General features: G+C 72.2%; 23 protein-coding genes, 1 tRNA gene and 1 riboswitch. Of the genes, 16 read left to right on the forward strand and 8 right to left on the reverse strand.

Annotation, left to right across the window (positions count from 1 at the left end; all coding sequences use genetic code 11):
- The first annotated feature begins 44 nt into the window (after positions 1–44).
- The 3 genes from V6R91_RS31035 (at position 45) to V6R91_RS31045 (ending at position 1,887) form a co-directional block, all read left to right on the forward strand.
- Positions 45–554 carry a carboxymuconolactone decarboxylase family protein gene (locus V6R91_RS31035; protein ID WP_336398544.1) on the forward strand — a complete coding sequence of 170 codons (510 nt, stop codon included), beginning with the start codon at positions 45–47 and terminating at the stop codon, positions 552–554.
- Positions 551–1,333: a tyrosine-protein phosphatase gene (locus V6R91_RS31040; protein WP_336398545.1), complete on the forward strand. Its 783-nt coding sequence runs from the start codon at positions 551–553 to the stop codon at positions 1,331–1,333. The genes V6R91_RS31035 and V6R91_RS31040 overlap by 4 nt, the downstream gene beginning before the upstream one ends.
- A 77-nt stretch (positions 1,334–1,410) precedes the next feature.
- Positions 1,411–1,887, forward strand: a complete 477-nt coding sequence (locus V6R91_RS31045; RefSeq protein ID WP_336398546.1) for an SIP domain-containing protein — start codon at positions 1,411–1,413, stop codon at positions 1,885–1,887.
- Between the two features lie 4 nt (positions 1,888–1,891).
- On the opposite strand, the gene V6R91_RS31050 is transcribed toward V6R91_RS31045, so the two are convergent.
- The 4 genes from V6R91_RS31050 to V6R91_RS31065 form a co-directional block, all read right to left on the reverse strand.
- Positions 1,892–2,347: a Fe-S oxidoreductase gene (locus V6R91_RS31050; protein ID WP_336398547.1), complete on the reverse strand. Its 456-nt coding sequence runs from the start codon at positions 2,345–2,347 to the stop codon at positions 1,892–1,894.
- Entirely contained in the window at positions 2,344–3,180 is an 837-nt protein-coding gene (locus V6R91_RS31055; RefSeq protein WP_336398548.1) for an arginase family protein, read from the reverse strand. The genes V6R91_RS31050 and V6R91_RS31055 overlap by 4 nt, the downstream gene beginning before the upstream one ends.
- A 223-nt stretch (positions 3,181–3,403) precedes the next feature.
- On the reverse strand, positions 3,404–4,144 hold the full coding sequence (locus tag V6R91_RS31060; RefSeq protein WP_336398549.1) for a PspA/IM30 family protein: 741 nt from the start codon (positions 4,142–4,144) through the stop codon (positions 3,404–3,406).
- Between the two features lie 96 nt (positions 4,145–4,240).
- The gene (locus tag V6R91_RS31065) at positions 4,241–6,280 is read right to left on the reverse strand and encodes a TPM domain-containing protein (RefSeq protein WP_336398550.1); all 2,040 of its coding nucleotides are present in this window, start codon (positions 6,278–6,280) and stop codon (positions 4,241–4,243) included.
- A 229-nt stretch (positions 6,281–6,509) separates the two neighbouring features.
- On the opposite strand from V6R91_RS31065, the gene V6R91_RS31070 reads away from it, so the two are divergent.
- From V6R91_RS31070 to V6R91_RS31085, 4 genes are all read left to right on the forward strand, one after another.
- Positions 6,510–7,367, forward strand: coding sequence for a DUF3097 family protein (locus tag V6R91_RS31070; protein ID WP_336398551.1), 858 nt, complete (start codon positions 6,510–6,512; stop codon positions 7,365–7,367).
- Between the two features lie 9 nt (positions 7,368–7,376).
- Positions 7,377–8,141: a tRNA (guanosine(46)-N7)-methyltransferase TrmB gene (gene trmB / locus V6R91_RS31075; protein ID WP_442928203.1), complete on the forward strand. Its 765-nt coding sequence runs from the start codon at positions 7,377–7,379 to the stop codon at positions 8,139–8,141.
- Between the two features lie 15 nt (positions 8,142–8,156).
- A complete protein-coding gene (locus V6R91_RS31080) occupies positions 8,157–9,065 on the forward strand; it encodes a CPBP family intramembrane glutamic endopeptidase (RefSeq protein WP_336398552.1) in 909 nt (302 codons plus the stop codon).
- Between the two features lie 61 nt (positions 9,066–9,126).
- Positions 9,127–9,190, forward strand: a riboswitch (guanidine-III (ykkC-III) riboswitch).
- A 10-nt stretch (positions 9,191–9,200) separates the two neighbouring features.
- A complete protein-coding gene (locus V6R91_RS31085; RefSeq protein WP_336398553.1) occupies positions 9,201–9,521 on the forward strand; it encodes a DMT family transporter in 321 nt (106 codons plus the stop codon).
- 326 nt (positions 9,522–9,847) lie between these two features.
- Here the strand turns inward: V6R91_RS31085 and V6R91_RS31090 are convergent, their stop codons facing one another.
- The 4 genes from V6R91_RS31090 to V6R91_RS31105 all read right to left on the reverse strand — a co-directional run bounded on the left by V6R91_RS31090 (position 9,848) and on the right by V6R91_RS31105 (position 11,673).
- Positions 9,848–10,111: a hypothetical protein gene (locus V6R91_RS31090; protein ID WP_336398554.1), complete on the reverse strand. Its 264-nt coding sequence runs from the start codon at positions 10,109–10,111 to the stop codon at positions 9,848–9,850.
- Between the two features lie 82 nt (positions 10,112–10,193).
- Positions 10,194–10,532, reverse strand: coding sequence for a DUF7882 family protein (locus V6R91_RS31095; protein WP_194397877.1), 339 nt, complete (start codon positions 10,530–10,532; stop codon positions 10,194–10,196).
- 200 nt (positions 10,533–10,732) lie between these two features.
- Positions 10,733–10,805, reverse strand: a tRNA-Arg gene (locus V6R91_RS31100).
- Between the two features lie 43 nt (positions 10,806–10,848).
- Positions 10,849–11,673, reverse strand: a complete 825-nt coding sequence (locus V6R91_RS31105; protein ID WP_336398555.1) for an SGNH/GDSL hydrolase family protein — start codon at positions 11,671–11,673, stop codon at positions 10,849–10,851.
- 159 nt (positions 11,674–11,832) lie between these two features.
- Here V6R91_RS31105 and V6R91_RS31110 point away from each other — a divergent pair, with 159 nt between their 5' ends.
- The 9 genes from V6R91_RS31110 (at position 11,833) to prfA (ending at position 23,771) form a co-directional block, all read left to right on the forward strand.
- Positions 11,833–12,687 (forward strand): transglutaminase-like domain-containing protein, encoded by an 855-nt coding sequence (locus V6R91_RS31110; protein ID WP_336398556.1) that lies wholly within the window; start codon positions 11,833–11,835, stop codon positions 12,685–12,687.
- An 83-nt stretch (positions 12,688–12,770) separates the two neighbouring features.
- Positions 12,771–14,438, forward strand: coding sequence for an arginine--tRNA ligase (argS, locus tag V6R91_RS31115; protein WP_336398557.1), 1,668 nt, complete (start codon positions 12,771–12,773; stop codon positions 14,436–14,438).
- 2 nt (positions 14,439–14,440) lie between these two features.
- Positions 14,441–15,262 carry an LmeA family phospholipid-binding protein gene (locus V6R91_RS31120; protein ID WP_336398558.1) on the forward strand — a complete coding sequence of 274 codons (822 nt, stop codon included), beginning with the start codon at positions 14,441–14,443 and terminating at the stop codon, positions 15,260–15,262.
- A gap of 150 nt (positions 15,263–15,412) precedes the next feature.
- Positions 15,413–16,867: a diaminopimelate decarboxylase gene (lysA, locus tag V6R91_RS31125; protein ID WP_336398559.1), complete on the forward strand. Its 1,455-nt coding sequence runs from the start codon at positions 15,413–15,415 to the stop codon at positions 16,865–16,867.
- Positions 16,864–18,216 (forward strand): homoserine dehydrogenase, encoded by a 1,353-nt coding sequence (locus V6R91_RS31130; RefSeq protein WP_336398560.1) that lies wholly within the window; start codon positions 16,864–16,866, stop codon positions 18,214–18,216. Before lysA ends, V6R91_RS31130 begins: the two co-directional genes overlap by 4 nt.
- Positions 18,217–18,238: 22 nt before the next feature.
- The gene (thrC, locus tag V6R91_RS31135) at positions 18,239–19,327 is read left to right on the forward strand and encodes a threonine synthase (protein WP_336398561.1); all 1,089 of its coding nucleotides are present in this window, start codon (positions 18,239–18,241) and stop codon (positions 19,325–19,327) included.
- A complete protein-coding gene (gene thrB / locus V6R91_RS31140; RefSeq protein WP_336398562.1) occupies positions 19,324–20,271 on the forward strand; it encodes a homoserine kinase in 948 nt (315 codons plus the stop codon). The genes thrC and thrB overlap by 4 nt, the downstream gene beginning before the upstream one ends.
- A gap of 209 nt (positions 20,272–20,480) precedes the next feature.
- Positions 20,481–22,670, forward strand: coding sequence for a transcription termination factor Rho (rho, locus tag V6R91_RS31145; RefSeq protein ID WP_442928206.1), 2,190 nt, complete (start codon positions 20,481–20,483; stop codon positions 22,668–22,670).
- Positions 22,671–22,676: 6 nt separating this feature from the next.
- Entirely contained in the window at positions 22,677–23,771 is a 1,095-nt protein-coding gene (gene prfA / locus V6R91_RS31150) for a peptide chain release factor 1 (RefSeq protein WP_336398564.1), read from the forward strand.
- Positions 23,772–23,845 lie beyond the last annotated feature (74 nt).

A 23,845-nucleotide genomic window follows, 5' to 3' on the forward strand; every position in this document is an offset into this window, starting at 1 on the left:
GGGCGCCGGTCCGCGTGGTGTGCACGGCTGGGTAGTCTGGCGTCATGACGGCTGAACACCGCGTGCACCTCTCGCGAGCGGCGCGACCCGCCTACCAGGCCCTCTCGGCCTTCTCGAAGAGCGTGGGCGGCATCGCGGCCGAGAACGGCGTCGACGACCGGCTCAAGGAGCTGGTGCAGATCCACGCCTCGCAGCTCAACGGCTGCGCCTACTGCGTCCGCGTGCACGTCGAGCGTGCGACGGCGGCCGGCGTGTCCGCTGACGAGATCGCACAGCTGCCCGTGTGGCGGGACTCGGGCGTGTTCTCCGAGCGCGAGCGCGCGGGGCTCGAGCTCGCCGAGGCGTTCGTGTTCATCCACGACGACGGGATCCCCGACGACGTCTACGACCGCGTCGGCGGCGTGCTCACCGAGAAGGAGTACGTGGCCCTCAGCTGGATCCTCGTCTCCATCAACGCGTTCAACCGCATCGCGATCGCCGGCCGGTACAGCGTGCCGCCGCGCGACGACCTCGCCGGCGAAGACAAGGACGCCGCCGCGGGCGCGGCGTGGTGACCGACGACCCGGACGCCGTGGAGCCGGTGACCCCGGCGGGCTCCGGTCGCCTGGAGTTCTCCGATCCGGTCGTCCCCGGCGCCGTGAACCTCCGCGATGTCGGCGGGCTGCGGGCGGGGGAGACGACGACGCGCTACGGCGTCCTGTTCCGCTCGGGCAATCTCGCGCGTCTGGGCGGCAAGGGCAGGCGCGCGCTGGCAGGGCTCGGGCTGCGCCGCATCATCGACCTGCGCGCCGACGACGAGATCGCACGCGATCCGAGTCGCGTCTCGGGTCTGGACATCGTCACGCAGCGCGTACCGCTGTTCCTCGGCTCGGTCGAGTCGTTCTTCCGCGACGACCTCAGCCTCGACGAGATGTACCGCCGCATCGTCGACGACTCGGCCGAGGGCGTGGTCACGGTCGTACGCGGCATCCTCGCCGATCAGCCGGTTCTCGTGCACTGCACCGCGGGCAAGGACCGCACCGGCGTGACCGTCGCGCTCACGCTCTCGGCCGCCGGCGTCGACGTCGACGCCGTCGTCGCCGACTACGCGCGCACGGAGGGGCTGCTGCCGGCCCGGCGCAATCGCTATGTCGTGACGCTGCTGCGCTCGATGCACCCCCGGGCCGTGAACGTCGAGGACCTCGTCATGCGCTCGCCGGCGCCCGTCATGGAGGCGCTGCTCGTGAGCATCGCGGAGCGCTTCGGGTCGTCGGCGGAGTACCTGCGCGCGCACGGCCTCGCCGACGACGAGATCGCGGAGCTGCGCCGCGTGCTGCTGCGGCCCGACGCGTAGCGCGGGGCCGGGCGGTGATGTCATCGTGCGTCACTGAGGTAAGGCAACCCTTCATAAGCGGGTATAGTGGAGGTGTCATGTCGCACACCACCGCACACCCGTCCGCCACGCACAGTGCGTCGGCGTGCCGTGCGTCTCGCCACACGCGCGTCCAGCACCTCATCACGGCCGACGAGACATCGCTGACCGAACTCGAGGCGCTGCTCGCGACGCTTCCGATCTGCTCGACGGGCCGGGTCTTCATCGAGATCCCGGATGCCTCGTGGCTCGCCGAGATCGCGGCGCCCAGCCGGATGGTCGTGACGTGGCTCGACCGGTCGCAGCGCTCCGGCGCGCCCGGTACCGGTCGCGGCTGCGGCTCGGGGGAGGCGCTGACGCGTGCGGTCACGGCCTGGTCCGACGAGATGCTCTGCGCCGAGGACGACCAGACCCGCATCCACCTGCTGGGCGGCTACCTCGGCACCGCAGACATCCTCGACCACCTCGTGGGGCTCGGCGTGCGCGCCGATGCCGTCCACACGCCCGCGCAGTACGGCCTGACGACCGCCCGCTGAGCGTTCAGGCCCCGCGCGGCACGTAGTTGCCGTCGGCCAGGTCCGCCTCGATCTCGAACCGGTTGCGCAGCGGGTCCCGCCCGGCGAGCAGATACAGCAGCGGCATCAGGAAGCCGTACCGCCGCCACTGGCGCTTGTGCACGGCTTCGTGGCGCAGCAGCGCGGCGGTGACGCGCCCGTCCCCGGTGAGGAAGCAGCCGCCGACGCACACGCCGCCCCGAGGGAAGGACCATCGCGGCATCCCGCGGAAGACCCACAGGCCCTCGCGTCTCTCGATCGCGCCCGTGCTCCACAGCGTGCCCCAGATCCACCCCACGGTGCTGCCGTACCAGTAGCCGACGCGGCTGACCGGCGAGTCCAGCAGGAAGGCCGGGATGAACGCGTCCAGGCGGCGGCCGCGGATGACGGCACGCTCGGCGCGGGCGCGCCATCCGGGCGGCGGCGTGGCGATGGGGCTCACGCGAGCGCCCCGATCACCCGCAGGATCGCCCCGAGATCGTCGGTCGCGGCCGTGGCCGACGTGGGGGAGTAGCCCGCGAGGGAGGCTCCGACCAGCGGGACGCGCGCGCGCAGGCGGGCGAGTGCGACGGTGAGCTCCGCGACCGTGATCCCGAACGGCTCCGGGTGGGCGTTGCCGGCGATCTCGGCGGGATCCAGCGCGTCGATGTCGACGTGCACGTACACCGCGTCCGCGCCCGTGGCCGCGACGGCGTCGGCGAGCGCGTCGGCCTCCGCGAACCGGTCGACCGCGAGGGAGGTGATGCCGAAGTCCGCCACCGCCGTCAGCTCGGGATCGTCGAACGACCGTGCGCCGCCGATGACGACGCGACCCGGGACCACCGTCCCACCGGGCAGGGCGAGCCCCGGCACGCCGTCGCCGACGACGGCGCGCAGCACCATGCCGGCGAACGCCCCGGACGGCGAGGTCTCGGGCGAGTTGAGGTCGGGGTGAGCGTCGATCCACACCACCGCGAGCGCGGGAGCCCGGCGCGCGGCGTGCGCGATGGGTGCCAGGGCGATGCCGCAGTCCCCGCCGATCGTCAGCACCGGCTCGTCGGGAGCCGCCGAGCCGTGTGCTGCGAGGGCCTCCGCGACCATGCCGTGCACGCGCTGCAGCGCGCTCAAGCGGTGGATGCCGGTGCCGAGCGACTCGCCCGCCTCCATCGGCACGTCCAGCACGGTGGTCGAGGCCCGGGGCAGGTCGCCGGCGATCGCCTGCGCCCCGTCGATGAGCTGCATCGCGCGCGAGGAGGGGCTTCCCTGCCACTGCGGGACCACGAGGTATCGCGTCATCCCCTCATCTTCGCGCACAGCCGCGGTCGCGGCATCCGCCCTCCGCCTTCTTCGCCGAGAAACCGCGATGTCGGCGAAAGTCCACGTTGTGGGCGACGAGAGCGTGGTCGTTCGCCGAGAAACCGCGATGTCGGCAAGAAGTGGGGGAAGGGCAGGGTGCCGCGGAGAACACGGGAGGGCGCCGGGTCCGTGGGGACCCGGCGCCCTCCGGCGCGTGGTGCGATCAGTTCTCGATCGCGGCCTGCTGCGGCGTCGCGCCGGACTTCAGGGCGGCCAGGCGCGCCTCGACCTCGGTCAGCTCGCCGACGTCCTCGAGGGCGTTGAACTGCGCGTCCAGGCTGGACGCCGCGAGCTCCTGCTTCCCGGCCGCGAGCGCCTCCTGGCGCCGCACCTTGTCCTCGAAGCGCCCGAGCTCGCTGGTCGGGTCGAGCACGTCGATCGACTTGACGGCGTCGTGCACCTTGTTCTGCGCCTCGGCGGTCTTCGCGCGCGCGAGCAGCTCGGAGCGCTTGGACCGCAGCTGCTCCAGCTTCTGCTTCATGCCGTTGAGGCCCTCTTTGAGCTTGTCGACGACCTCGTTCTGCGAGGCGATGGTGGGCGCGATCGCCTTGGCCTCGTTCTCCTCGCTGATCTGACGCTGCAGCGCGATCTTGGCGAGGTTGTCGAACTTGTCGGCGTCGGCCGTGTTGCCGACCCGGCGCAGCTCGTCGGCCTTGCGGCTGGCGGCGAGGGCCTTGTTGCCCCACTCGGTGGCCGCCTGCACGTCCTCCTGGTGGTCGCGCTCGAGCAGGCGCAGGTTGCCGATCGTCTCGGCGATGGCCGACTCGGCGTCGGCGATGGAGTTCGTGTAGTCGCGCACGAGCTGATCGAGCATCTTCTGCGGGTCCTCGGCAGAGTCGAGGAGTGCGTTGATGTTCGCCTTCATGAGGGTCGAGATGCGACCGAAGATGGACTGCTTCGCCATCGGATTTCCTTCCTGTCGGACTTCAGTTCTGGTCTGGATCGATGTCGGATGACGGATGCCGCTCCCCGCGGTGCACGGACGGCTGGACGGTGCGGGTCAGAAGCGGCCACCCCCTCGGCGCATGCGGGTTCCACCGCCGCCGAAGCTGCCCGGCCGGAATCCGCCGCCGCCCGAGCGACCGCCGCCGAGCATGCCGCCCAGCCCGCCGCCGAAGCCGCCGCCGCCGCCCCCCGAGCGACTGCCGCCGAGCATGGAGTTGAGCACGATGCCGCCCAGCACGGCGCCGAGCATCCCGTTGTTCCCGCCGCTCTGCTGGCCGCCGCCGCCGAACATGCCGCCCATTCCGCCGCCGAAGGCGCCGACGTCGTTCTGGGCCAGCTGGATGGCGAGACCCGCGAGCTGGTCCGCCCGCTGCGCCTGCTGCATCGCCTGCTGCGGATCGACGGCCTGCAGGGCGTGGGCCCGTGCGAGCGAGGCGCCCGCTTCGGCGAGTCGCGTGCGGGCCTCGGCGCCGACGGCGCCGCGCCGCGCCGTGATGTAGTCCTCCGCGGCGGAGACCTGGGCCTGCGCCTGCGTCATCACCTGGGCGAGCATCTGGTGGGCGCGCTGTGCCTGTGCCTGGGCGTCGCGAACGCCCTGCACGAGCGAGTCGATCTGGGCGTCGGCCGCCTCCAGCGCCTGCAGCGCCGCGAGGGGGCGCTTGGCCGCGCCGGTCAGCTGGGCGCGGGCGGTGTCGAGCTGCTGGCGCGTCGCGGCGATGACGGCCGCGATCCGGCCGTCGGCATCGGGCAGCGCTGACGCCGCGGCGATGTCGCTCTGCAGCTCGGTGAGAAGGGCGGCTGCGCTGCGCTCGCCCTCGGCGAGGTCGTTCGCGAGCTTCTCGATCGCGTCCTCGAGGAGGGTCGCCTGACCGACCGCCTCCTCCGCCGCACGGATGCCGACCGCCGCCTCGCCGCCGTCTCCGGCCCCGATCGCGGTCTGCGCCGCGGCGAGCTGCTCGTCGGCGAAGCCGAGCCGCTGCCGGGCCTGCTCGGGGTTGTCGGCGACGGTCGCGAGGGCCTCCGGCGCGTACGCCGAGCGAAGGGTCTGCAGACGCGCCGCCGCCTGATCGAGGGATGCCGCGGCGCGCGCCCGCTCGGCCTGCACGCGGGCCAGCGCCTCGGGGGCGTTCTGCTCGAGCTTCCGCAGCTCGTCGAACGCCGCCGCCTTCTCGTCCAGGAGCGCGTTCGAGGCCTCGCACAGCGCGATGATGCGCTCGTTCCAGGCCCGGGTGTCCTGCTCGGAGTCGGGCGTCGCGTCGTCGAGCTGCTGGCGGAGGCCGAACGCCTCGTCGAGGTTCTGCTTCGCGGTGGCCAGCGCGGTCTCGAACTCGACGGTCGCGGCATCTCCGAACTGCGCCTTGGCGAAGCCGAGCTCCTGGGCGCTGGTCTTGAGCGCGTCGTCCGTCTCGACCAGGAGCGACGCGGCCCGCTTCTCGAGGTCCTCGATGCTGACCTGCGGCGGCGCGCCGGGGACCTGCGGCCCCGCCGTGCCGGAGCGCCGGCGCCGCAGGAACATCACCAGCAGCACGATGCCCACGACGACCGCGGCCGCGAGCAGCACCCACGTGAGCCATCCGCCGCCCCCCGGCACGTCGGAGGCGCCCGCCCCGGAGCCGCCGTCGGCGGCGTCCGTCATGCCGTCCGCCGCCGCATCGACCGCGCCGAGCCAGTCGTCGCGCTGCAGAGCGGGCTGGATGCGCTGGGTCTCGATCGTGGAGAGCTGCTCCTCGCTCAGCGGTCCGTTGGAGTAGCCGGACAGGTAGTACTGGCGGCCGTCGACCGAGACGGCGAGCAGGTACTGGGTGGTGCCGAGCCCGTTGTCGTCGGCGGTCTGGTTGGCCCACTGGCCGGCGTCGTCCGGATCGGTGAACTGGTCCACGTACACGACCCACAGGTCGAGTCCGGTGTCGGTCTTGAGCTGCTCGAGGCGCTGCTGCGCCTCGGTCTCTTCGTCCGTCGAGAGCACGTCGGCGTCGTCGAGGACGTACCCGGAGCCGAGCGTCACCGGGGGTGTCGCCGAGGCCGCCGCCCCGCCGATCGCTGTGGCCGCGACCACCGCAGCGGACGCGAGTGCCGCAGCCCATCGCCGTCGCATCGATCCCCCCTCTGGGACTCGGGTGACCCCCCGGCCGAGTCTATTCAGGCCCGGGCATACGAGGGTAGCCCGCACGGCGGGCGCAGGTTGTGTGTTCGCCGAGAGCACGCGGCGCGCCGGCGCAGACGGGCTACCCGCCGGCGGAGCGGGGAGGAGATCGGCTGCCGGGCGGGTCGCTGCGATACGCGCCCGCGGCGAGCGGGTAGCGTTTCGGATCCGGAGGACGAGGATGGACGATCGCTACGGCGCGGATGTGCTGGCCACGGGGTGGAAGGGCCACGGGGTGCGCGAGCTTCCCCGGGTCGCGGCATCCCGCGATCTCGTGGTCGAGGTCGCCGCCGACGGCTATTGCGGCGCGGTGGTCGGCGTGTCGGGCGGCATGGTCGAGCTGGAGGACCGCCGCGGTCGGAGGCGCGTGTTCCCGCTCGGGGCGGGATTCCTGATCGACGGCAGGGACATCGTGCTGGGGCCGCCCGCGCCGGCGCCGGCGGCCACGGGTCCTCGCCGCACCGCCTCGGGGTCGTTCGCCGCGCCGGACGCGCGGGCGAGGACCGCGCGGGCCAGTCGCATCCTCGTCGAGGGGCGGCACGACGCCGAGCTGGTGGAGCGGGTGTGGGGCGACGACCTGCGCGCCGAGGGCGTCGTCGTGGAGTATCTGCAGGGCATCGACCTGCTCGATGCCACGCTGGACGAGGAGCCGCCGTCGGCGCAGCGCCGGTACGGCGTGCTCGTGGACCACCTCGTGCCCGGCTCGAAGGAGTCCCGCATCGCCGACGCCGTCGCACGCGGCCGTCACGGCGCGCACGTGCTGATCGTCGGCCACCCCTGGATCGACGTCTGGCAGTGCGTCACGCCCCGCGCGGTCGGCATCGAGCGCTGGCCGGACGTGCCGCGGGGCATCGAGTTCAAGGTCGGCGTGTGCCGCGCCCTCGGCTGGCCCGCTCGCGACCAGGCCGACCTGGCGCAGGCCTGGCAGCGGATCCTCGCGTCGGTCACGACCTACCGCGACCTCGAGCCCGCCTTCCTCGGCCGCGTGGAGGAGCTCATCGACTTCGTCACGGTCGGCCCGGCCGACGCCTCTCGGTAGCCTGGAGGCGTGACCGACCCCGCGCCGCCGACCTCCGACGCCCGAACCTTCCGCGAGAAGCCGGTGTCGTTCGTGCGTCGCAACGGCCGGATGTCGGAGGCGCAGGAGCGGGCGTGGAGCGAGCTCGCGCCCCGCTACGTCGTGACCGTCCCGAGGGACGTGGCGGCCACGAGCATCCTGCCCGGCTCAGAGATCGACCCCGCCGCGGTGTGGGGCCGCGAGGCGCCGCTGGTCGTCGAGATCGGCTCCGGCCAGGGCCACGCCATCGTGCACGCGGCGTCGTCGCGTCCCGACGAGGACTTCCTCGCGATCGAGGTCTTCAGGGCGGGGCTCGCGCGCACGATGCTCGACGCGGAGCGCGTCGGCGCGCGCAACCTGCGCCTGGTGGAGGCCAACGCTCCCGAGGTGCTCGAGCACCTGCTGCCCGCGGCATCCGTCGACGAGCTCTGGGTCTTCTTCCCCGACCCGTGGCACAAGAAGAAGCACACCAAGCGGCGCCTCGTCGCCGACGGGTTCGCCGAGCTCGCAGCGCGCGCGCTGAAGGACGGCGGCATGCTGCGCCTGGCGACCGACTGGGAGGACTACGCGCTGCAGATGCGCGAGGTCATGGGTGCGGCACCCGACTTCGAGGCGGCCTACGAGGGGGAGTGGGCGCCCCGGTTCGAGGGCCGCGTGCTCACCGCGTTCGAGCGCAAGGGCGCCCGCGTCGGGCGCGACATCCGCGATCTGTCCTACCGTCGGGTCCGACGGACCGCCCGCCCGCTCGACGACTGATCCGGAGCCGCCCTCATGCCCGCACATCCCGACGCCGCACCCGCGCCGGTCGTCCCGGCGTGGTCGTGGCGCCTCGCCCCCGCCCTCCTCGTGTGCCTGGCCGCCCCCGCGTTCTTCGTGCTGCGGGTCCCGTGGGTCGGCTGGGTGCTGCTGGCCGCCGGGATGGCCGTCGCGGTGGCCATGGAGCGCGTCCCGGCGTCCCAGCAGGTGCGCCAGGGTGCCGGCGCGAGCGCACCGGCGACCCAGGAGAACGGCATCCGTCGCCCGTCCCTGGTGCGGGACCTCTCGCTCATCGCGGTGGGCATGCTGATCGTCAGCGTGATCCCGTTGAAGGCCGAGCTCGACAACCTCGCCATCCTCCGGTTCGCCCTTGCTCTCGGCGGCGCGGTGGCGGTGCCCTACGTGATCTCGCGATGGGTGTACCGTGACCGCGCCATCCGGTTCCCCTGGCGCGGCGGAGGCCGGTGGACGGCATTCCAGTGGACATGGCTGGTGGCCGTGCTGCTGCTGGGCTGGCTGATCCTGCCGTTCTACTTCATCACCTCGGGGGTGTACCTCAACTGGCCCGTGGTGGACACCCCCGATCTGATCGGGCGCCTCTTCGTCGGCGTGGGCGCGGTCGGCATCTGGGACGAGCTCTTCTTCATCTGCACCTGCTTCGCGCTGCTGCGCCGGCACTTCCCGTTCTGGCAGGCCAACGTGCTCCAGGCCGTCGTGTTCGTGTCGTTCCTGTGGGAGCTGGGCTACCAGGCGTGGGGGCCGCTTCTCACGATCCCGTTCGCGCTCCTGCAGGGCTTCATCTTCATGAAGACGCGCTCGCTGGCCTACGTCGTCACGGTGCACCTGCTGTTCGACGCGGTCGTCTTCCTGGTCCTCGTGCACGCGCACAACCCGGGCATGCTGGACGGGCTCTTCCTCGTCTGAGCGTGCGTGCGGGGCGGTGCGGCTGCTCAGGGCCTGCCCAGGCCGGACGGGTAAGGTCTCAGACGGGTCCCGACCGGACCCCCGGACGACGGATCAGTACCCGGTGAGCGACAAGACTGGCCAGGAGTCGCAGTCATGTCGTGGGTCATCCTCATCCTCTCGGGCATCCTCGAAGCCGTGTGGGCCACCGCGCTTGGCAAGACCGAGGGCTTCACCAAGCTCTGGCCCACCGTCGTCTTCGGCGTCGCGCTCGTAGCCAGCATGGGCGGCCTCGCGTGGGCGATGCGCGACATCTCCACCGGCACCGCCTACGCCGTCTGGGTCGGGATCGGCGCGGCGCTCACCGTCGCCTACGCGATGATCACCGGTGCCGAGGCGTTCTCGGTCGTCAAGATGCTGCTCATCCTCGGCCTGGTCGGCTGCGTCGTGGGACTGAAGGTCGTCGGACACGAGTGATCGAAGGAGCGGATGCTGCGGCATCCGCTCCCATCTCCCGCCCCCTGTCCTTCACCCTCACGTTGACGTCGAGGCGACTTCTGCCCGCCCCCTTGACGGCGCGGTCGGACAGGAGGAGATTCGAGAGTGCGAACAGACAACAGGAACGAGGTACCCGAAAGGGAACCGGACACGGAAACCAGAAATCGCACTGACGATCCCCCCGGCGCTTCGGCACCGAGGGGATCATCGTTTTCTGCGCCGAGGGCGGAGCGCCGGGGCTCGCGCGAAGCCGGGGCCCCGGCGACGCGCCCGCAGGCGGCCTCGTGCGGGCGGAGCACCCGTCGTCAGCCGGCGGACCGCCCGCCCTGCTCTGGCTCTGCGGCGTCCGCCGGCGGAGCGGCATCGTCGCCCGGAATCGGGATGACGGCGAGCGGCACGCCAGGGGTGATGAGCAGATGGGCGGGCCGCATCGTGCCCTCGCCGTCGTTGACCTCGAGCCAGAAGAAGCCCTTCGCCAGGCCCGCCTCCACCTCGCGCAGGAGATCGTCCAACCGGCGGCCGCCCACGCTGTAGTGCTCGCCGTCGTAGTAGATGTCGATCCGCTTCATCCCGCTCCTGTCGTCCCTGGCCGTCTCGGCCGTCCCTGTTCGCGAATCGGCGCGAGGGGCCGTCGCCCGCGCGGGTGCGCGGTCAGGCGATCACATCGTGCTCCTGCGGCTCCACGGCGATCGGCATGGCGGGCTCGGGGACGAGGTAGAGACCGGACGGCGAGTTCGCGGTGTGGGCGAGCGCGTCGATCCACGCGGGGTTGAGCTGCGGTTTCCGGCTGCCGTAGAACTTGTACACCAGCGCGCATCGGGGGTGGACCCAGATCGTCGTGCGTCCGTCGCCGATGCTGGCGTCGTCGCGCCATGTGAAGTGGAAGGGCTCTCCTCGCCGCAGCTTGGTGCCGATCACCAGCTGAAGGTGCGCGAGCGTACGGTCATCGAAGTCGACCTTCACAGCCCCTTCGTAGATCAGCTTTCCCATCGACTGCCTCCGCCCGGAGACTGCCGGCGAACGCAGCGCCGTGGGGGTCGCCTGTGGGGGACGTCGGTCAGCTCCACCGCTCATGCTCCTCCGGTCGGGGTGGTTTGGACACCCCTTGACACCCCGCGCAGGTGGCCAACGGTGTGCCGGCCGAAGAACACGAAAGGACCGGTCCGTGTGGACCGGTCCCTCACCGTGCGTGCCCCCGACAGGAATCGAACCTGCGACCTTTGGTACCGGAAACCAACGCTCTATCCCCTGAGCTACGGAGGCGTGCCGATCGAGATTACCATCCCGGACGGGCGGCTCCCGCCAGTCACGGTGCCGGGACGGCGTCGTCGTGCGGGGCGTCGGCCACGATCGCAGGCTGATCCGCCATGCGCTCGATCGCGTCCGCGACGCGCCCGGCGAGGTAGGCGTGACCGTCCGTGGAGGGGTGGTCGCGGCCGACCGGCCCGGTGTCGATGACGTCGAGGTAGTTCGCCTGCGTGATCCAGTCCTCGGCGATGGGGGAGATGTACCACCACCCGCGGGCGGAGGCGAGCTCGCCGAGATCGGCGTCGATGCTCCGCGTGCTGCGCTCCACGGGCAGCACCTGCGGGGCCGGACCGAGGATCACGATGTCGGCGTCGGGATACCGGGCGTCCAGCGCGTCCCACGCGGCCTTCACGGCATCCCGGTACCCGTCCGGATACAGCCGGCGATCGTTGATGGACCCCTCGACGATGATCACGTCGGGATCGAGCGCCGGGTCGAGCGCGGCGATGCGCTCGCCGTAGGACGGTCCGTCGATCCCGGGCTTCAGGTAGCCGCTGCCGCGGACGCCGTCGACGACGGTCTCCACCCCGAGCTCGTCGGCGAGCCGGTACGCGAACCCGAGCGTCGGCGTCGTCGCCGCAGATCCGTACACCCACGAGTCGCCGAACACGAGCACGCGGGCGTCGTCGTCGAGGAGGAGGGGAGCGAGGGGGACGGATGCCGCGGCCGGCGCGTCGCCCTCCGAGACGGCCACCTGTGCGACGGGTTCGGGCGCCACACCCGGACGCAGGAGGGCCACCGCGCACAGCGCGGCCACGGCGATCGCGGCGACCGACAGGGGGAGCCACAGCCGCCGTGCGCGGAAGCGGCCGGGCGCGTGCATGTGAAGAGGGTAAGTCATCTCCCCGGGAGTCTCGTCCACAGTGCCGGGAGCTCGGGAAAGGACAGGCGGATCCTGAGCCTCCGTGTCCTTGCTGGCCGCTCACCCGGGAACCTCCACAGCCCCGCGTCGAGGCGCCTCGCGGCATGCGAGGATACTTCGGTGCAACGCGTCGTGACCGCTGAGATGGACCTCGAACTGGGGGCATCCGTCGACCTCATCTTCCAGATCGCAGCCTCCCAGGCGGTGCCGGTCTCGAATGAGCAGCTGACGTTCACGCAGGGTGATCGCGTGTACACGCCGACCGAGATCGTCGACCAGTCCGGAAGCCGGCTGCACCGCCTCACGGGCGAGCCCGGACGGCTCGAGATCCGCTACGAGGCGACCGTCGAAGGTCAGGCCGCGTCGAGCCGGACGAGCGACCTCGAGGCCATCACGTACCTGCGCCCCAGCCGGTACGCGCAGTCCGACGAGGTTTTCCAGCAGGCGCGCCGTCAGTTCAAGGGCCTCTCGGGTCACGACCTCATCGCGGCGGTGTCCGAGTTCGTCGCGTCCAGCACCACGTACACGCCTGGCCTCAGTCACGGCACCGACAGCGCCGTGACCACGCTCATGACGGGGCAGGGCGTGTGCCGGGACTACGCGCACGTCGTGATCGCCCTGCTGCGGGCGATGGACATGCCGGCCCGCTACGCCGCCTGCTACGCGCCGGGGCTGCGCCCGATGGACTTCCACGCCGTGGCGGAGGCCTATCTCGACGGCGCCTGGTACGTGATCGACGCGACGAGGCTCGCGAATCGCAGGTCGCTGGTGCGCATCGCCACCGGACGCGACGCCGCGGACTGCGCGTTCCTCAGCTACCACGGCGGCTACGTGGGGCTCGAGCGCCTGCGCGTCGACGCCTGGGTGGTGCCCGAGGCGGCGACGCTGGAGGGACTGGACACGCTTCCCGATGCCCTCCCCGAGGCGGCGGATCCCGCCTCCGACGACTTCGGCGCGCTCGTGCAGATCTCCTGAGAGCCCGGCCCGCCGACGGCCTTGCCGACGGCGGTGCCGCGCCGGACGGGGGCCGCCACCGGCCCAACTAGAATGATCCGGTTATGAACCCCGAAGCCCTCTCCGCCGCTCTGCTCGCCGTCGTCGCTCCGCTGGCGGAGGCCCGACGCCCCGGTGCGGCGGCTGGGCTCACCGCCGCCGACCTGCCGCTGGAGCGGCCGAAGAACCGCGACCACGGCGACTGGGCGTCCAACGCGGCGCTCAAGCTCGCGAAGGCCGTGGGTGCGAACCCGCGCGAGTTCGCCGCCGACATCGCCCGTGGCCTCGCCGAGGTCGAGGGTGTCGCGGGCGTCGAGGTGGCCGGTCCCGGGTTCATCAACATCCGGCTGGATGCCGCGGCCGCCGGCGCCCTCGCCAGGACGATCGTCGAGGCCGGCGCGGCGTTCGGCACGAACGAGTCGCAGCGCGGCAACACGATCAACCTCGAGTTCGTGAGCGCGAACCCGACCGGGCCGATGCACATCGGCCACACCCGCTGGGCCGCACTGGGCGACTCGATGGCGCGGCTGCTGCTCGCCAGCGGCGCGACGCTGGTCCGCGAGTTCTACGTCAACGACGCCGGCGCGCAGATGGAGCGGTTCGGGCGCTCGGTGCTCGCGGCCGTGAAGGGCGAGCCCACGCCCGAGGACGGCTACCCGGGCTCGTACATCGACGACCTCGCGCGGCGCGTGCTCGCCGCGGAGCCCGAGCTTCTGTCGCTGCCCGAGGACGAGCAGCTCCGCGTGGCCCGCGATCGCGCTTACGACTTCCAGCTGGGCGACCTCCAGGTCTCGCTGGAGCGGTTCAACGTCCACTTCGACGTGTTCTTCAGCGAGCGCACGCTGCACGCCAAGGGCCCCAACGGCGAGCCGAGCCTCGTCGACGAGGCGGTCGACCGCCTTCGCGAGCAGGGACACGTGTTCGACGAGGACGGAGCGGTGTGGGTCCGCACCACCGACTTCGGCGACGACAAGGATCGCGTCATCCGCCGCACCAACGGCGAGTACACCTACTTCGCCGCCGACGCGGCGTACTACCTGAACAAGGGCGACCGCGGCTTCGCGCACAAGATCTACCTGCTGGGCGCCGACCATCACGGCTACGTCCACCGCCTGAAGGCGCTCGCGGGCGCCGCCGGCGACGACCCCGACAAGGACATCGAGGTGCTCATCGGGCAGCTCGTGTCGGTCAACGGGGCGCGGCTGTCCAAGCGGGCGGGCAACATCATCGAGCTCGACGACCTGCGCGACTGGATCGGCACCGACGCGCTGCGGTACTCGCTGGCGCGCTACCCCGCCGACTCGCCGCTGACCCTCGACCCCGAGATCCTGCGCAAGCGCACCAACGACAACCCGGTCTTCTACGTGCAGTACGCGCACGCCCGCACGCACAACGTCGGCCGCAACGCGCACGGCTCGGGCGTCGACCGCTCCGAGTTCGCTCCCGAGCTGCTCACGCACGAGACCGAGTCGGCGCTCCTGGGGGCGCTGCAGGAGTTCCCGCGCATCGTCGCGTTCGCCGCCGAGGTGCGCGAGCCGCACCGCGTCGCCCGCTACCTGGAGGAGCTGGCGGGCCTGTACCACCGCTGGTACGACAACTGCCGCGTCATCCCGCTCGGCGACGAGCCCGTCGAGCCGGTGCACCGCACGCGCCTGTGGCTCAACGACGCCACCGGACAGGTGCTGCGCAACGGCCTCGACCTGCTCGGCGTCGGCGCGCCCGAGCGGATGTAGCGATGAGCGCAGCGGACACGCAGCCCACCGAGCCCCTCCCGGAGCGGACGGCGGCGTCCGCGTCGCCCCGGCGCCGGCGCGGATCGTGGCCCTGGTTCGTCGGCTTCGCCCTCGTCGCACTGCTCGCGGTGGCCGCCTGGTTCGCCGCCGAGCTCATCGCCCGGCAGATCGTGGTCGGCGTGGTGCGCGACCAGGTGCGCACGCAGCTCGCGCTGCCCGACGACCAGGCGATCGACGTCGTCCTCGTCGAGCCGGTGCTGCCGCAGCTCATCGCGGGGACGCTGACCGAGCTCACCATCTCGTCGCAGGACGTGGTGCTGGGCAGCGTCGAGGGGGACATGTCGGTGGTCGCGCAGGGCGTGCCCGTGCGTGGCAGCGGCGGCATCGCCGGAGCCGAGGGCACGCTGGTGCTCGACGAGCAGCAGCTGAGGACGCTCATGTCCGGTGTCGAGGGATTCCCGGCCGACAGCCTCGGGCTCGCGGCCCCCGACATCACGGCGACCACGGACCTGACGATCTTCGGCGCGACGGTCGCCGTCGGCGCCGCACTCACCCCGTCCGCCGCCGAGGGCGATCTCGTGCTGACCCCCGCGTCCCTCCAGATCGGCGGTGCGGAGGTGTCGGCCGAGGAGCTCCAGGACCGCTTCGGGCGGATCGCCGACGGCGTGCTGCGCGACTGGGACGTCTGCGTCGCGGAGTACCTCCCCGCCGGGGTGACCCTGACGTCGGTCGCCGTCGAGGGCGAGACGCTCGTGGCCGGCTTCGACATCGACGGCGGCATCGCCTCCGACCCCGCGCTGCAGGAGAACGGCACCTGCGCCTGAGACGCCGGGCGTCACACGGCACGGGGGCCCGCAGCCGCGTGCCCTAGACTGCTAGCACTGCCAGGGGCGTGACTCCGCCGGCCCGGCATTCGCGCCGCACCCGGTCGCCCGGACGGCCACAGCGTCGAAGCCCCCACCGATTGGTCCACCGTGTCCGCCGACCCGCACACCCGCACCGTCGCTCCGGCCTGGCTCCATCCGCCCGCCGATGCGAACGGCCTTGCGCCCGCCGTGTGGCCCGCGGCGGCCCGCCGCGACGATGCGGGAATCCTGTCTCTCGGCGGCATCCCCGCCACGACGCTCCGCGAGCGCTTCGGAACGCCCCTGTACATCCTGGACGAGGACGAGGTGCGCGCCACCGCGCGGCGGACGCTCGACGCGTTCCGCGCCGCGGCGGCGCTGCACGGCGTGCAGGCGCGGGTCTACTACGCCGGCAAGGCGTTCCTCAGCACCGAGGTGGTGCGGTGGGTCACCGAAGAGGGGCTCGCGGTCGACGTGTGCACCGGCGGCGAGCTCGCCGTGGCGCTCGCGGCGGGGGCCGATCCCGCGCGTCTCGGCTTCCACGGCAACAACAAGTCGGTCGCCGAGCTCGAGCGCGCGGTCGATGTCGGGATCGGGTCGATCGTCATCGACAGTCTCATCGAGATCGAGCGGCTCGCGGCGATCGTCGAGCGCCGCGGCGGCACGCAGTCCGTGCTGGTCCGGGTCAACAGCGGCGTGCACGCCGAGACGCACGACTTCCTGGCCACGGCCCACGAGGACCAGAAGTTCGGCTTCACGCTCGAGGACGCCCCGGCGGCCGTCGCGCGCATCCGCGAGCTGCCCGGCCTGGAGTTCGTGGGACTGCACTGCCACATCGGCTCGCAGATCTTCGGCACCGCCGGCTTCGAGGAGTCGGCCGCCCGCATCGTCGAGCTGCACGCCCAGCTGCGTCAGGGCGGCGAGCTGCCCGTGCTCAACCTCGGCGGCGGCTTCGGCATCGCCTACACGTCGGTCGACGACCCGACGCCCATCGAGGTGCTGGCCCTGGGCATCGCCGAGGCCGTGGCGCGCGAGTGCGAGGTGCGCGGCATCCCGATGCCGAACCTCGCCTTCGAGCCGGGCCGGGCCATCGTCGGCCGCGCCGGTGTCACGCTGTACGAGGTCGGCACGACGAAGCCGGTCGCGCTCGAGAGCGGCGACTCCCGGCTCTATGTCAGCGTCGACGGAGGCATGAGCGACAACGCGCGTCCCGCCCTGTACGGGGCGCAGTTCTCGGCGCGCATCGCCTCGCGCACGAGCGAGGCCGAGCCTGCGCTCGCGCGCGTGGTCGGCAAGCACTGCGAGTCGGGCGACATCGTCGTGGAGGCCGAGTACCTTCCGGCCGACGTCGCCGCCGGTGATCTGCTGGCGGTGCCGGCCACCGGTGCCTACTGCTTCTCGCTCGCCAGCAACTACAACTACGTCCCCCGCCCGCCGGTCGTGGCGCTGCGCGGGGGAGAGGCGCGCGTCATCGTGCGCGGCGAGACGGTCGACGACCTGCTCGCCCGCGACGCGGGCCTCGAGACGGCCGTGTTCGAAGCTGGGCGTCCCCTCGAGGGCGCACCGATGGAAGGGACCGCATGACCGACTACCGCCGCCTCCGCGTCGCACTCCTGGGAGCCGGAGCCGTCGGCTCGCAGGTCGCGTCGCTGCTGCGCCAGCACGCCGACGAGCTCGCCGATCGGGCGGGAGCGCGGCTGGAGCTGGTCGGCATCGCGGTGCGCGACGTCGACGCCAAGCGCGACGTGGACCTTCCCAAGGACCTCTTCACCACCGACGCCGAGTCGCTCATCGTGGGGTCCGACATCGTGATCGAGCTCATGGGGGGCATCGAGCCGGCGCGGGCGTACCTGCTGCACGCGATCAACTCGGGTGCCGACGTCGTGACCGCCAACAAGGCGCTGCTCGCCACGCACGGTCCCGAGATCTTCGACGCCGCCGATCAGGTCGGTGCCGAGGTCTACTACGAGGCGGCCGCCGCGGGCGCCATCCCCATCATCCGACCGCTGCGGGACTCGCTGGCGGGCGACCGCGTGCAGCGCATCATGGGGATCGTCAACGGCACCACGAACTACATCCTCGACCGCATGGACACCGAGGGCGCGGAATTCGCCGACGTGCTCGCCGACGCCCAGCGCCTCGGCTACGCGGAGGCCGACCCCACCGCCGACGTCGAGGGCTACGACGCCGCGCAGAAGGCCGCGATCCTCGCGAGCCTCGCGTTCCACACCACCGTCCCGCTCGAGGCGGTCCACCGCGAGGGCATCACCTCGATCGACAAGTCGATGATGGATGCCGCGCGCCACGCCGGCTACGTCATCAAGCTGCTGGCCGTGTGCGAGCGGCTGAGCGAGGCATCCGGCGAGGCCATCTCCGTGCGCGTGTATCCCGCGCTCATCGACCGTGCGCACCCCCTCGCCAGCGTCCACGGCGCCAACAACGCGGTCTTCGTGCAGGCGGAGGCCGCCGGCAACCTCATGTTCTACGGCGCCGGGGCCGGCGGCGTGCAGACCGCATCGGCCGTGCTCGGCGACGTCGTCTCGGCGGCACGCCGCCACATCGCCGGCGGTGTCGGCGTGGGCGAGTCGACGCTGGCGAACCTGCCGATCGTCCCCGTCGGCCGCGTGACCACGAGCTACCAGATCACGCTCGAGGTCGACGACGAACCCGGCGTGCTGGCGACGGTGGCGGGAATCCTGAGCGACGGGCGCGTGTCGATCGCGACCGTGGAGCAGACCGTCGTCGAAGAGGGCGCCGCGACAGGCTCGGGGCAGACCGGGTCGCAGGACGATGCGGGCGAGCCCGGTGTGGCGCGCCTGGTGATCGGCACGCACAAGGCGCGCGAGCAGGACCTCAGCGACACCGTCGCGCGCCTCGCCGCGAGCGGCGTCGTGGAGCGCGTCGTCTCGGTGCTGCGCGTCGAAGGCAACTGAAGGCTTCTGAAGGAGAACTGACATGGCACATGTTTGGCGCGGAGTCCTCCGCGAGTACGCAGATCGACTGGGCGTCACGGATGCCTCCACCGTCGTCACCCTCGGGGAGGGCGGCACGCCGCTGCTCCCGGCTCCGGCGCTCTCGCGCCGCACCGGCACCGACGTGTGGGTGAAGTTCGAGGGCATGAACCCGACCGGCTCGTTCAAGGACCGCGGCATGACCGTCGCCGTCTCGCGCGCGATCGAGCACGGCGCGAAGGCTGTCATCTGCGCGTCCACGGGCAACACGTCGGCCTCGGCGGCCGCGTACGCCGCGCACGCCGGCATCACGGCGGCCGTCCTCGTGCCCGAGGGCAAGATCGCGATGGGCAAGCTCAGCCAGGCCGTGGCGCACAACGGGCGCCTCATCCAGATCCGCGGCAACTTCGACGACTGCCTCGAGATCGCGCGGGAGCTCGCCGACAACTACCCGGTGCACCTGGTCAACTCGGTCAACCCCGACCGCATCGACGGCCAGAAGACCGCCGCGTACGAGATCGTCGAGCAGCTCGGCGACGCTCCCGACTTCCACTTCATCCCGGTCGGCAACGCCGGCAACTACACCGCCTACACGCGCGGCTACACCGAGGAGGCCGCGGCCGGCGTGTCCACCCGCGTGCCCCGCATGTTCGGGTTCCAGGCCGAAGGCTCCGCGCCGCTCGTGCGCGGCGAGGTCGTCAAGAACCCCGAGACGGTCGCCAGCGCGATCCGCATCGGCAACCCGGCGTCGTGGGACCTCGCGCTCGAGGCGCGCGCGGCGACCGGCGGCTGGTTCGGGGCGATCGACGACGACCGCATCCTGGCGGCGCAGAAGCTCCTCTCCGGTGAGGTGGGCATCTTCGTCGAGCCGGCGTCCGCGATCAGCGTCGCCGGCCTCCTGGACCGCGTCGAGGCCGGCGTCGTCCCGCAGGGCGCGCGCGTGGTGCTCACGGTGACCGGCCACGGCCTGAAGGACCCGCACTGGGCGCTGCGCAACGCCGACGGCTCCGAGGTCGAGCCGACGGTGGTCGATGCGACGACGTCGGAGGTGGCATCCGTCCTCGACCTCGCCCCTGCGGCGGCGACCGCGTGAGCGCAGCCGTCGTGCCCGCTCCCGGCCGGCGTGTCGTGGTCCGCGTTCCGGCCACGAGCGCCAACCTCGGGCCCGGGTTCGACACGCTCGGCCTCGCGCTGAGCGTGTACGACGAGCTCGACGTCACCGCGCTGCCGGAGGGCGAGCTCGAGATCGAGGTGGAGGGCGCGGGCGCGGCCGACGTGCCGCGCGACGCGTCGCACCTCGTCGTGCGCGCGATCGCGTACGCCTATGAGGCGGTGGGACGGCGGATGCCGGGACTGCGCCTTCAAGCCAGGAACGTGATCCCGCACGGGCGGGGCCTCGGCTCGTCGGGCGCCGCGGTCGTGTCGGGCCTGCTCGCGGCCAAGGGACTGCTGGAAGGTGACGTCGAGCTCGGTCCCGACGCGCTGCTGCGCCTCGCCACCGAGCTCGAGGGGCATCCCGACAACGTCGCCCCGGCGCTCTTCGGCGGGCTGACCATCGCGTGGGTCGACGAGGACGGCCCGCAGCACAAGAAGCTGCTCGTCCACCGCGGCGTCTCGCCGCTGGTCTTCGTGCCCGAGTTCACCATGTCAACGTCTCTTGCGCGCAGCCTCCAGCCCACGCAGGTGCCGCGCGAGGACGCCGTGTTCAACGTGTCGCGCTCCGCGCTGCTGATCGCGGCGCTCACCCAGAGCCCGGAGCTGCTGCAGGCCGCCACCGAGGACAAGCTCCACCAGAACTACCGTGCCAGCGCGATGCCCGAGACCGACGGTCTCGTGCGCGCACTGCGCGCTGCGGGGTTCGCCGCGGTCGTCTCCGGCGCCGGACCCAGCGTGCTCGTGCTCGCAGACGGACCCGGGCGCCGCCTGGAGGCGGCGTCCCTGGCTGCGGCGGTCACCGACACTCCGTGGGAGGCCCTCATGCTCGCCGTCGACTTCAAGGGTGGTACAGTGAGGGAGTACGCGGAGGGTTCCACGTAGTACGTGAATCTGGCCTCCGTCGCAAATCTGCGAAACCACCGCACGGCATTCTGACCTGCCGACGTCCGCTGAGTACCCTCGCGGTCCCTCACCCCGTCGGCGGGTGTCTCGGCAGGCGTGACAACTGCGTGAGACAGACAGTCACCACCCCTGCGCCGTGCGATCGTGCATAACCTGTTCGTTTTCACAAGGGAGAACTCGTGGAGTCCATCTCCGAGATCCACGCCGACGTTCCGGCCGACGAGCGCGCGGAAGCGCCTGAGGCCGTCGAGAACGCCGACGCCGTCCAGACCGACGCGGTCGAGGGCACCGAGAGCACCGCCGCCGAGGCCGTCGCCGAAGAGGCCGTGGCCGAGGCCGTCGAGGCCGACGCCGTCGCCGAAGAGGCGGTCGAAGAGGCCGTCGAGGCTGAGGCCGTCGCCGAAGCGGCTGTCGCCGAGGCCGTGGCGGTCGCCGAGTCCGGCGACCCGATCGCCGCCGAGGCCGCCGAGGCCGTCGCCGAGGAAGCGGTCGCCGAGGCGCTCGTCGCCGATGCCGTCGCCGTGGAGGCCGTCATCGAAGCCGAGGTCGCCGACGTCATCGCCGATGAGGCCGTCGCCGAGGCAGCCGCGGCGGATGCCTCCGCCGCCGAGGCCCCGGCCGCCGAAGAGGCGCCGGCCGCCCCCGCGAAGGCGCCGCGCAAGCGCGCGCCGCGCCGGGCGAAGAGCACCGACGTGCCGCCGCCGACCGAGCCCGCGGCGGATGCGTCCTCCGACGCGGCCGACGCGCCCGCCCAGGCGGCGTCGACCGAGGCTGCGCCGGCCGCCGGCGACCAGGGCGCCGACGAGGCATCCGCCGCCGAGGCATCCGCCCCCGCTGACGCGCCCGCCGCCGAGACGGCGTCCGCCGACGCGGGCGAGCAGGCGACCGAGGGCGAAGGCGAGCAGACGACGTCGCGCAGCCGCAGCCGCAGCCGCAGCCGCAGCCGCAGCCGCAACGGCGCCAAGGACCAGGGCGGCCAGAACGCCGACGGCGGCCAGAGCGCCCAGGGCGGTGCTCAGAACGCCCAGGGCGGCGGCCAGAGCCAGAATGCGAAGCCCGCGGCGGAGCCCGCGAAGGCCGAGCCCGCCGACGAGGAGCAGCCCGCCCAGGGCAACGGGCGCGGTCGCCAGCGCAACAAGCGCCGCGGCGCGCAGACCACGGGCGACGAGTTCGACACCGAGATCGGCGAGGACGACGTCCTCATCCCGATCGCCGGCATCCTCGACGTGCTCGACAACTACGCCTTCGTCCGCACCACGGGCTACCTGCCCGGGACCAGCGACGTCTACGTGTCGCTGGGCCAGGTGAAGAAGTACAACCTGCGCAAGGGCGACGCCGTCGTCGGCGCGATCAAGCAGCCGCGCGAGGGCGAGCAGTCCAGTCGTCAGAAGTACAACGCGCTGGTCAAGGTCGACGCGATCAACGGCCTGTCGGTCGACGACGCCGCCACGCGCGTCGAGTTCGGCAAGCTCACCCCGCTTTACCCGCAGGAGCGCCTGCGCCTCGAGACCGCGCCCGAGAAGCTGACGCAGCGCATCATCGACCTCGTCGCCCCGATCGGCAAGGGGCAGCGCGGCCTCATCGTCGCGCCGCCCAAGGCCGGCAAGACGATCGTGCTGCAGCAGATCGCCAACGCGATCGCGATCAACAACCCCGAGGTGCACCTGATGGTCGTGCTCGTCGACGAGCGCCCCGAAGAGGTCACCGACATGCAGCGCACGGTGAAGGGCGAGGTCATCGCCTCGACCTTCGACCGTCCCGCCGAGGACCACACCACGGTCGCCGAGCTCGCGATCGAGCGCGCCAAGCGCCTGGTCGAGCTCGGTCGCGACGTCGTCGTGCTGCTCGACTCGATCACCCGCCTCGGCCGCGCCTACAACATCTCGGCGCCCACCTCGGGCCGCGTGCTCACCGGCGGCGTCGACGCGTCGGCGCTGTACCCGCCCAAGCGCTTCTTCGGCGCTGCGCGCAACATCGAGAACGGCGGGTCGCTCACCATCCTCGCCACGGCGCTCGTGGAGACCGGCTCCAAGATGGACGACGTGATCTTCGAGGAGTTCAAGGGCACCGGCAACAGCGAGCTGCGCCTGAACCGCCAGCTCGCCGACAAGCGGATCTTCCCGGCGGTCGACGTCAACGCGTCGAGCACCCGCCGCGAGGAGATGCTGCTGTCGCCCGACGAGGTGAAGATCACCTGGAAGCTCCGCCGCGCGCTGGCCGGCCTCGAGCCCCAGCAGGCCCTCGAGGTCGTGCTCGGCAAGCTCAAGGAGACGCAGTCCAACGTCGAGTTCCTGGTGCAGATGCAGAAGTCGATCCCGGCTCCCACCACCGGTCACAGCGGCGGACGCAGCCACGCGGACGACAACAGCATCCGCTGATCCCCCATGGTCGAACCCGCGATGTTCGATTCCGTGCGGGCGCTGATCGACGAGCACCGCGCGGTGCAGGAGGAGCTCTCCGACCCCGCGGTGCACGCCGATGCGGCGCGCGCCAAGCGGGTCAACCGGCGCTACGCCGAGCTGTCGCGCATCGTCAAGGCGCACGAGGACTGGGTGGCGGCATCCGATGATCTGGATGCCGCCCGCGAGCTCGCGCGCGACGACGAGGCCTTCGCCGAAGAGGTGCCGGCGCTGGAGGCGAGGCTCGCCGAGACGCAGGAGCGCCTGCGGCGCCTGCTCATTCCGCGTGACCCCGACGACGCCCGCGACGTGATCATGGAGATCAAGCAGGGCGAGGGCGGCGCCGAGTCGGCCTTGTTCGCGGCGGACCTGCTGCGCATGTACCTGCAGTACGCCGCCTCCAAGGGCTGGAAGACCGAGCTCCTCGAGCGCAACGAGTCCGACCTCGGCGGGTACAAGGACGTCCAGGTCGCGATCAAGGGCTCTTCGTCCGACCCGGCGCAGGGGGTGTGGGCGCACCTGAAGTACGAGGGCGGCGTCCACCGCGTCCAGCGCGTGCCGGCGACCGAGTCGCAGGGGCGGATCCACACGTCGACCACGGGTGTGCTGGTGTTCCCCGAGGTCGACGAGCCCGAGGAGATCCACATCGATCCGAACGAGCTGAAGATCGACGTCTTCCGCTCGTCCGGCCCCGGCGGGCAGTCCGTGAACACGACGGACTCCGCGGTGCGCATCACGCACGTGCCGACCGGCATCGTCGTCTCGATGCAGAACGAGAAGTCGCAGCTGCAGAACCGCGAGGCCGGCATGCGCGTCCTCCGCGCGCGCCTGCTCGCCCGGCAGCAGGAGGAGCTCGAGGCGGCGGCATCCGACGCCCGCAGGTCGCAGATCCGCGGCATGGACCGTTCCGAGCGCATCCGCACGTACAACTTCCCCGAGAACCGCATCGCCGATCACCGCACCGGCTACAAGGCCTACAACCTCGACCAGGTGATGGACGGCGCCCTCGAGCCGATCATCGAGTCCGCGATCCAGGCCGACGAAGAGGCGCGCCTGGCCGCCCTCGGCGCCGACGCCTGACGCCCCCGCCTCTGACGCTCCCGTCCGGACTGGCGCTTCGCGAGGGGGACGGATGCCGCGGCGCTAGGCTTCGA

Source organism: Microbacterium sp. CCNWLW41 (assembly GCF_037083505.1).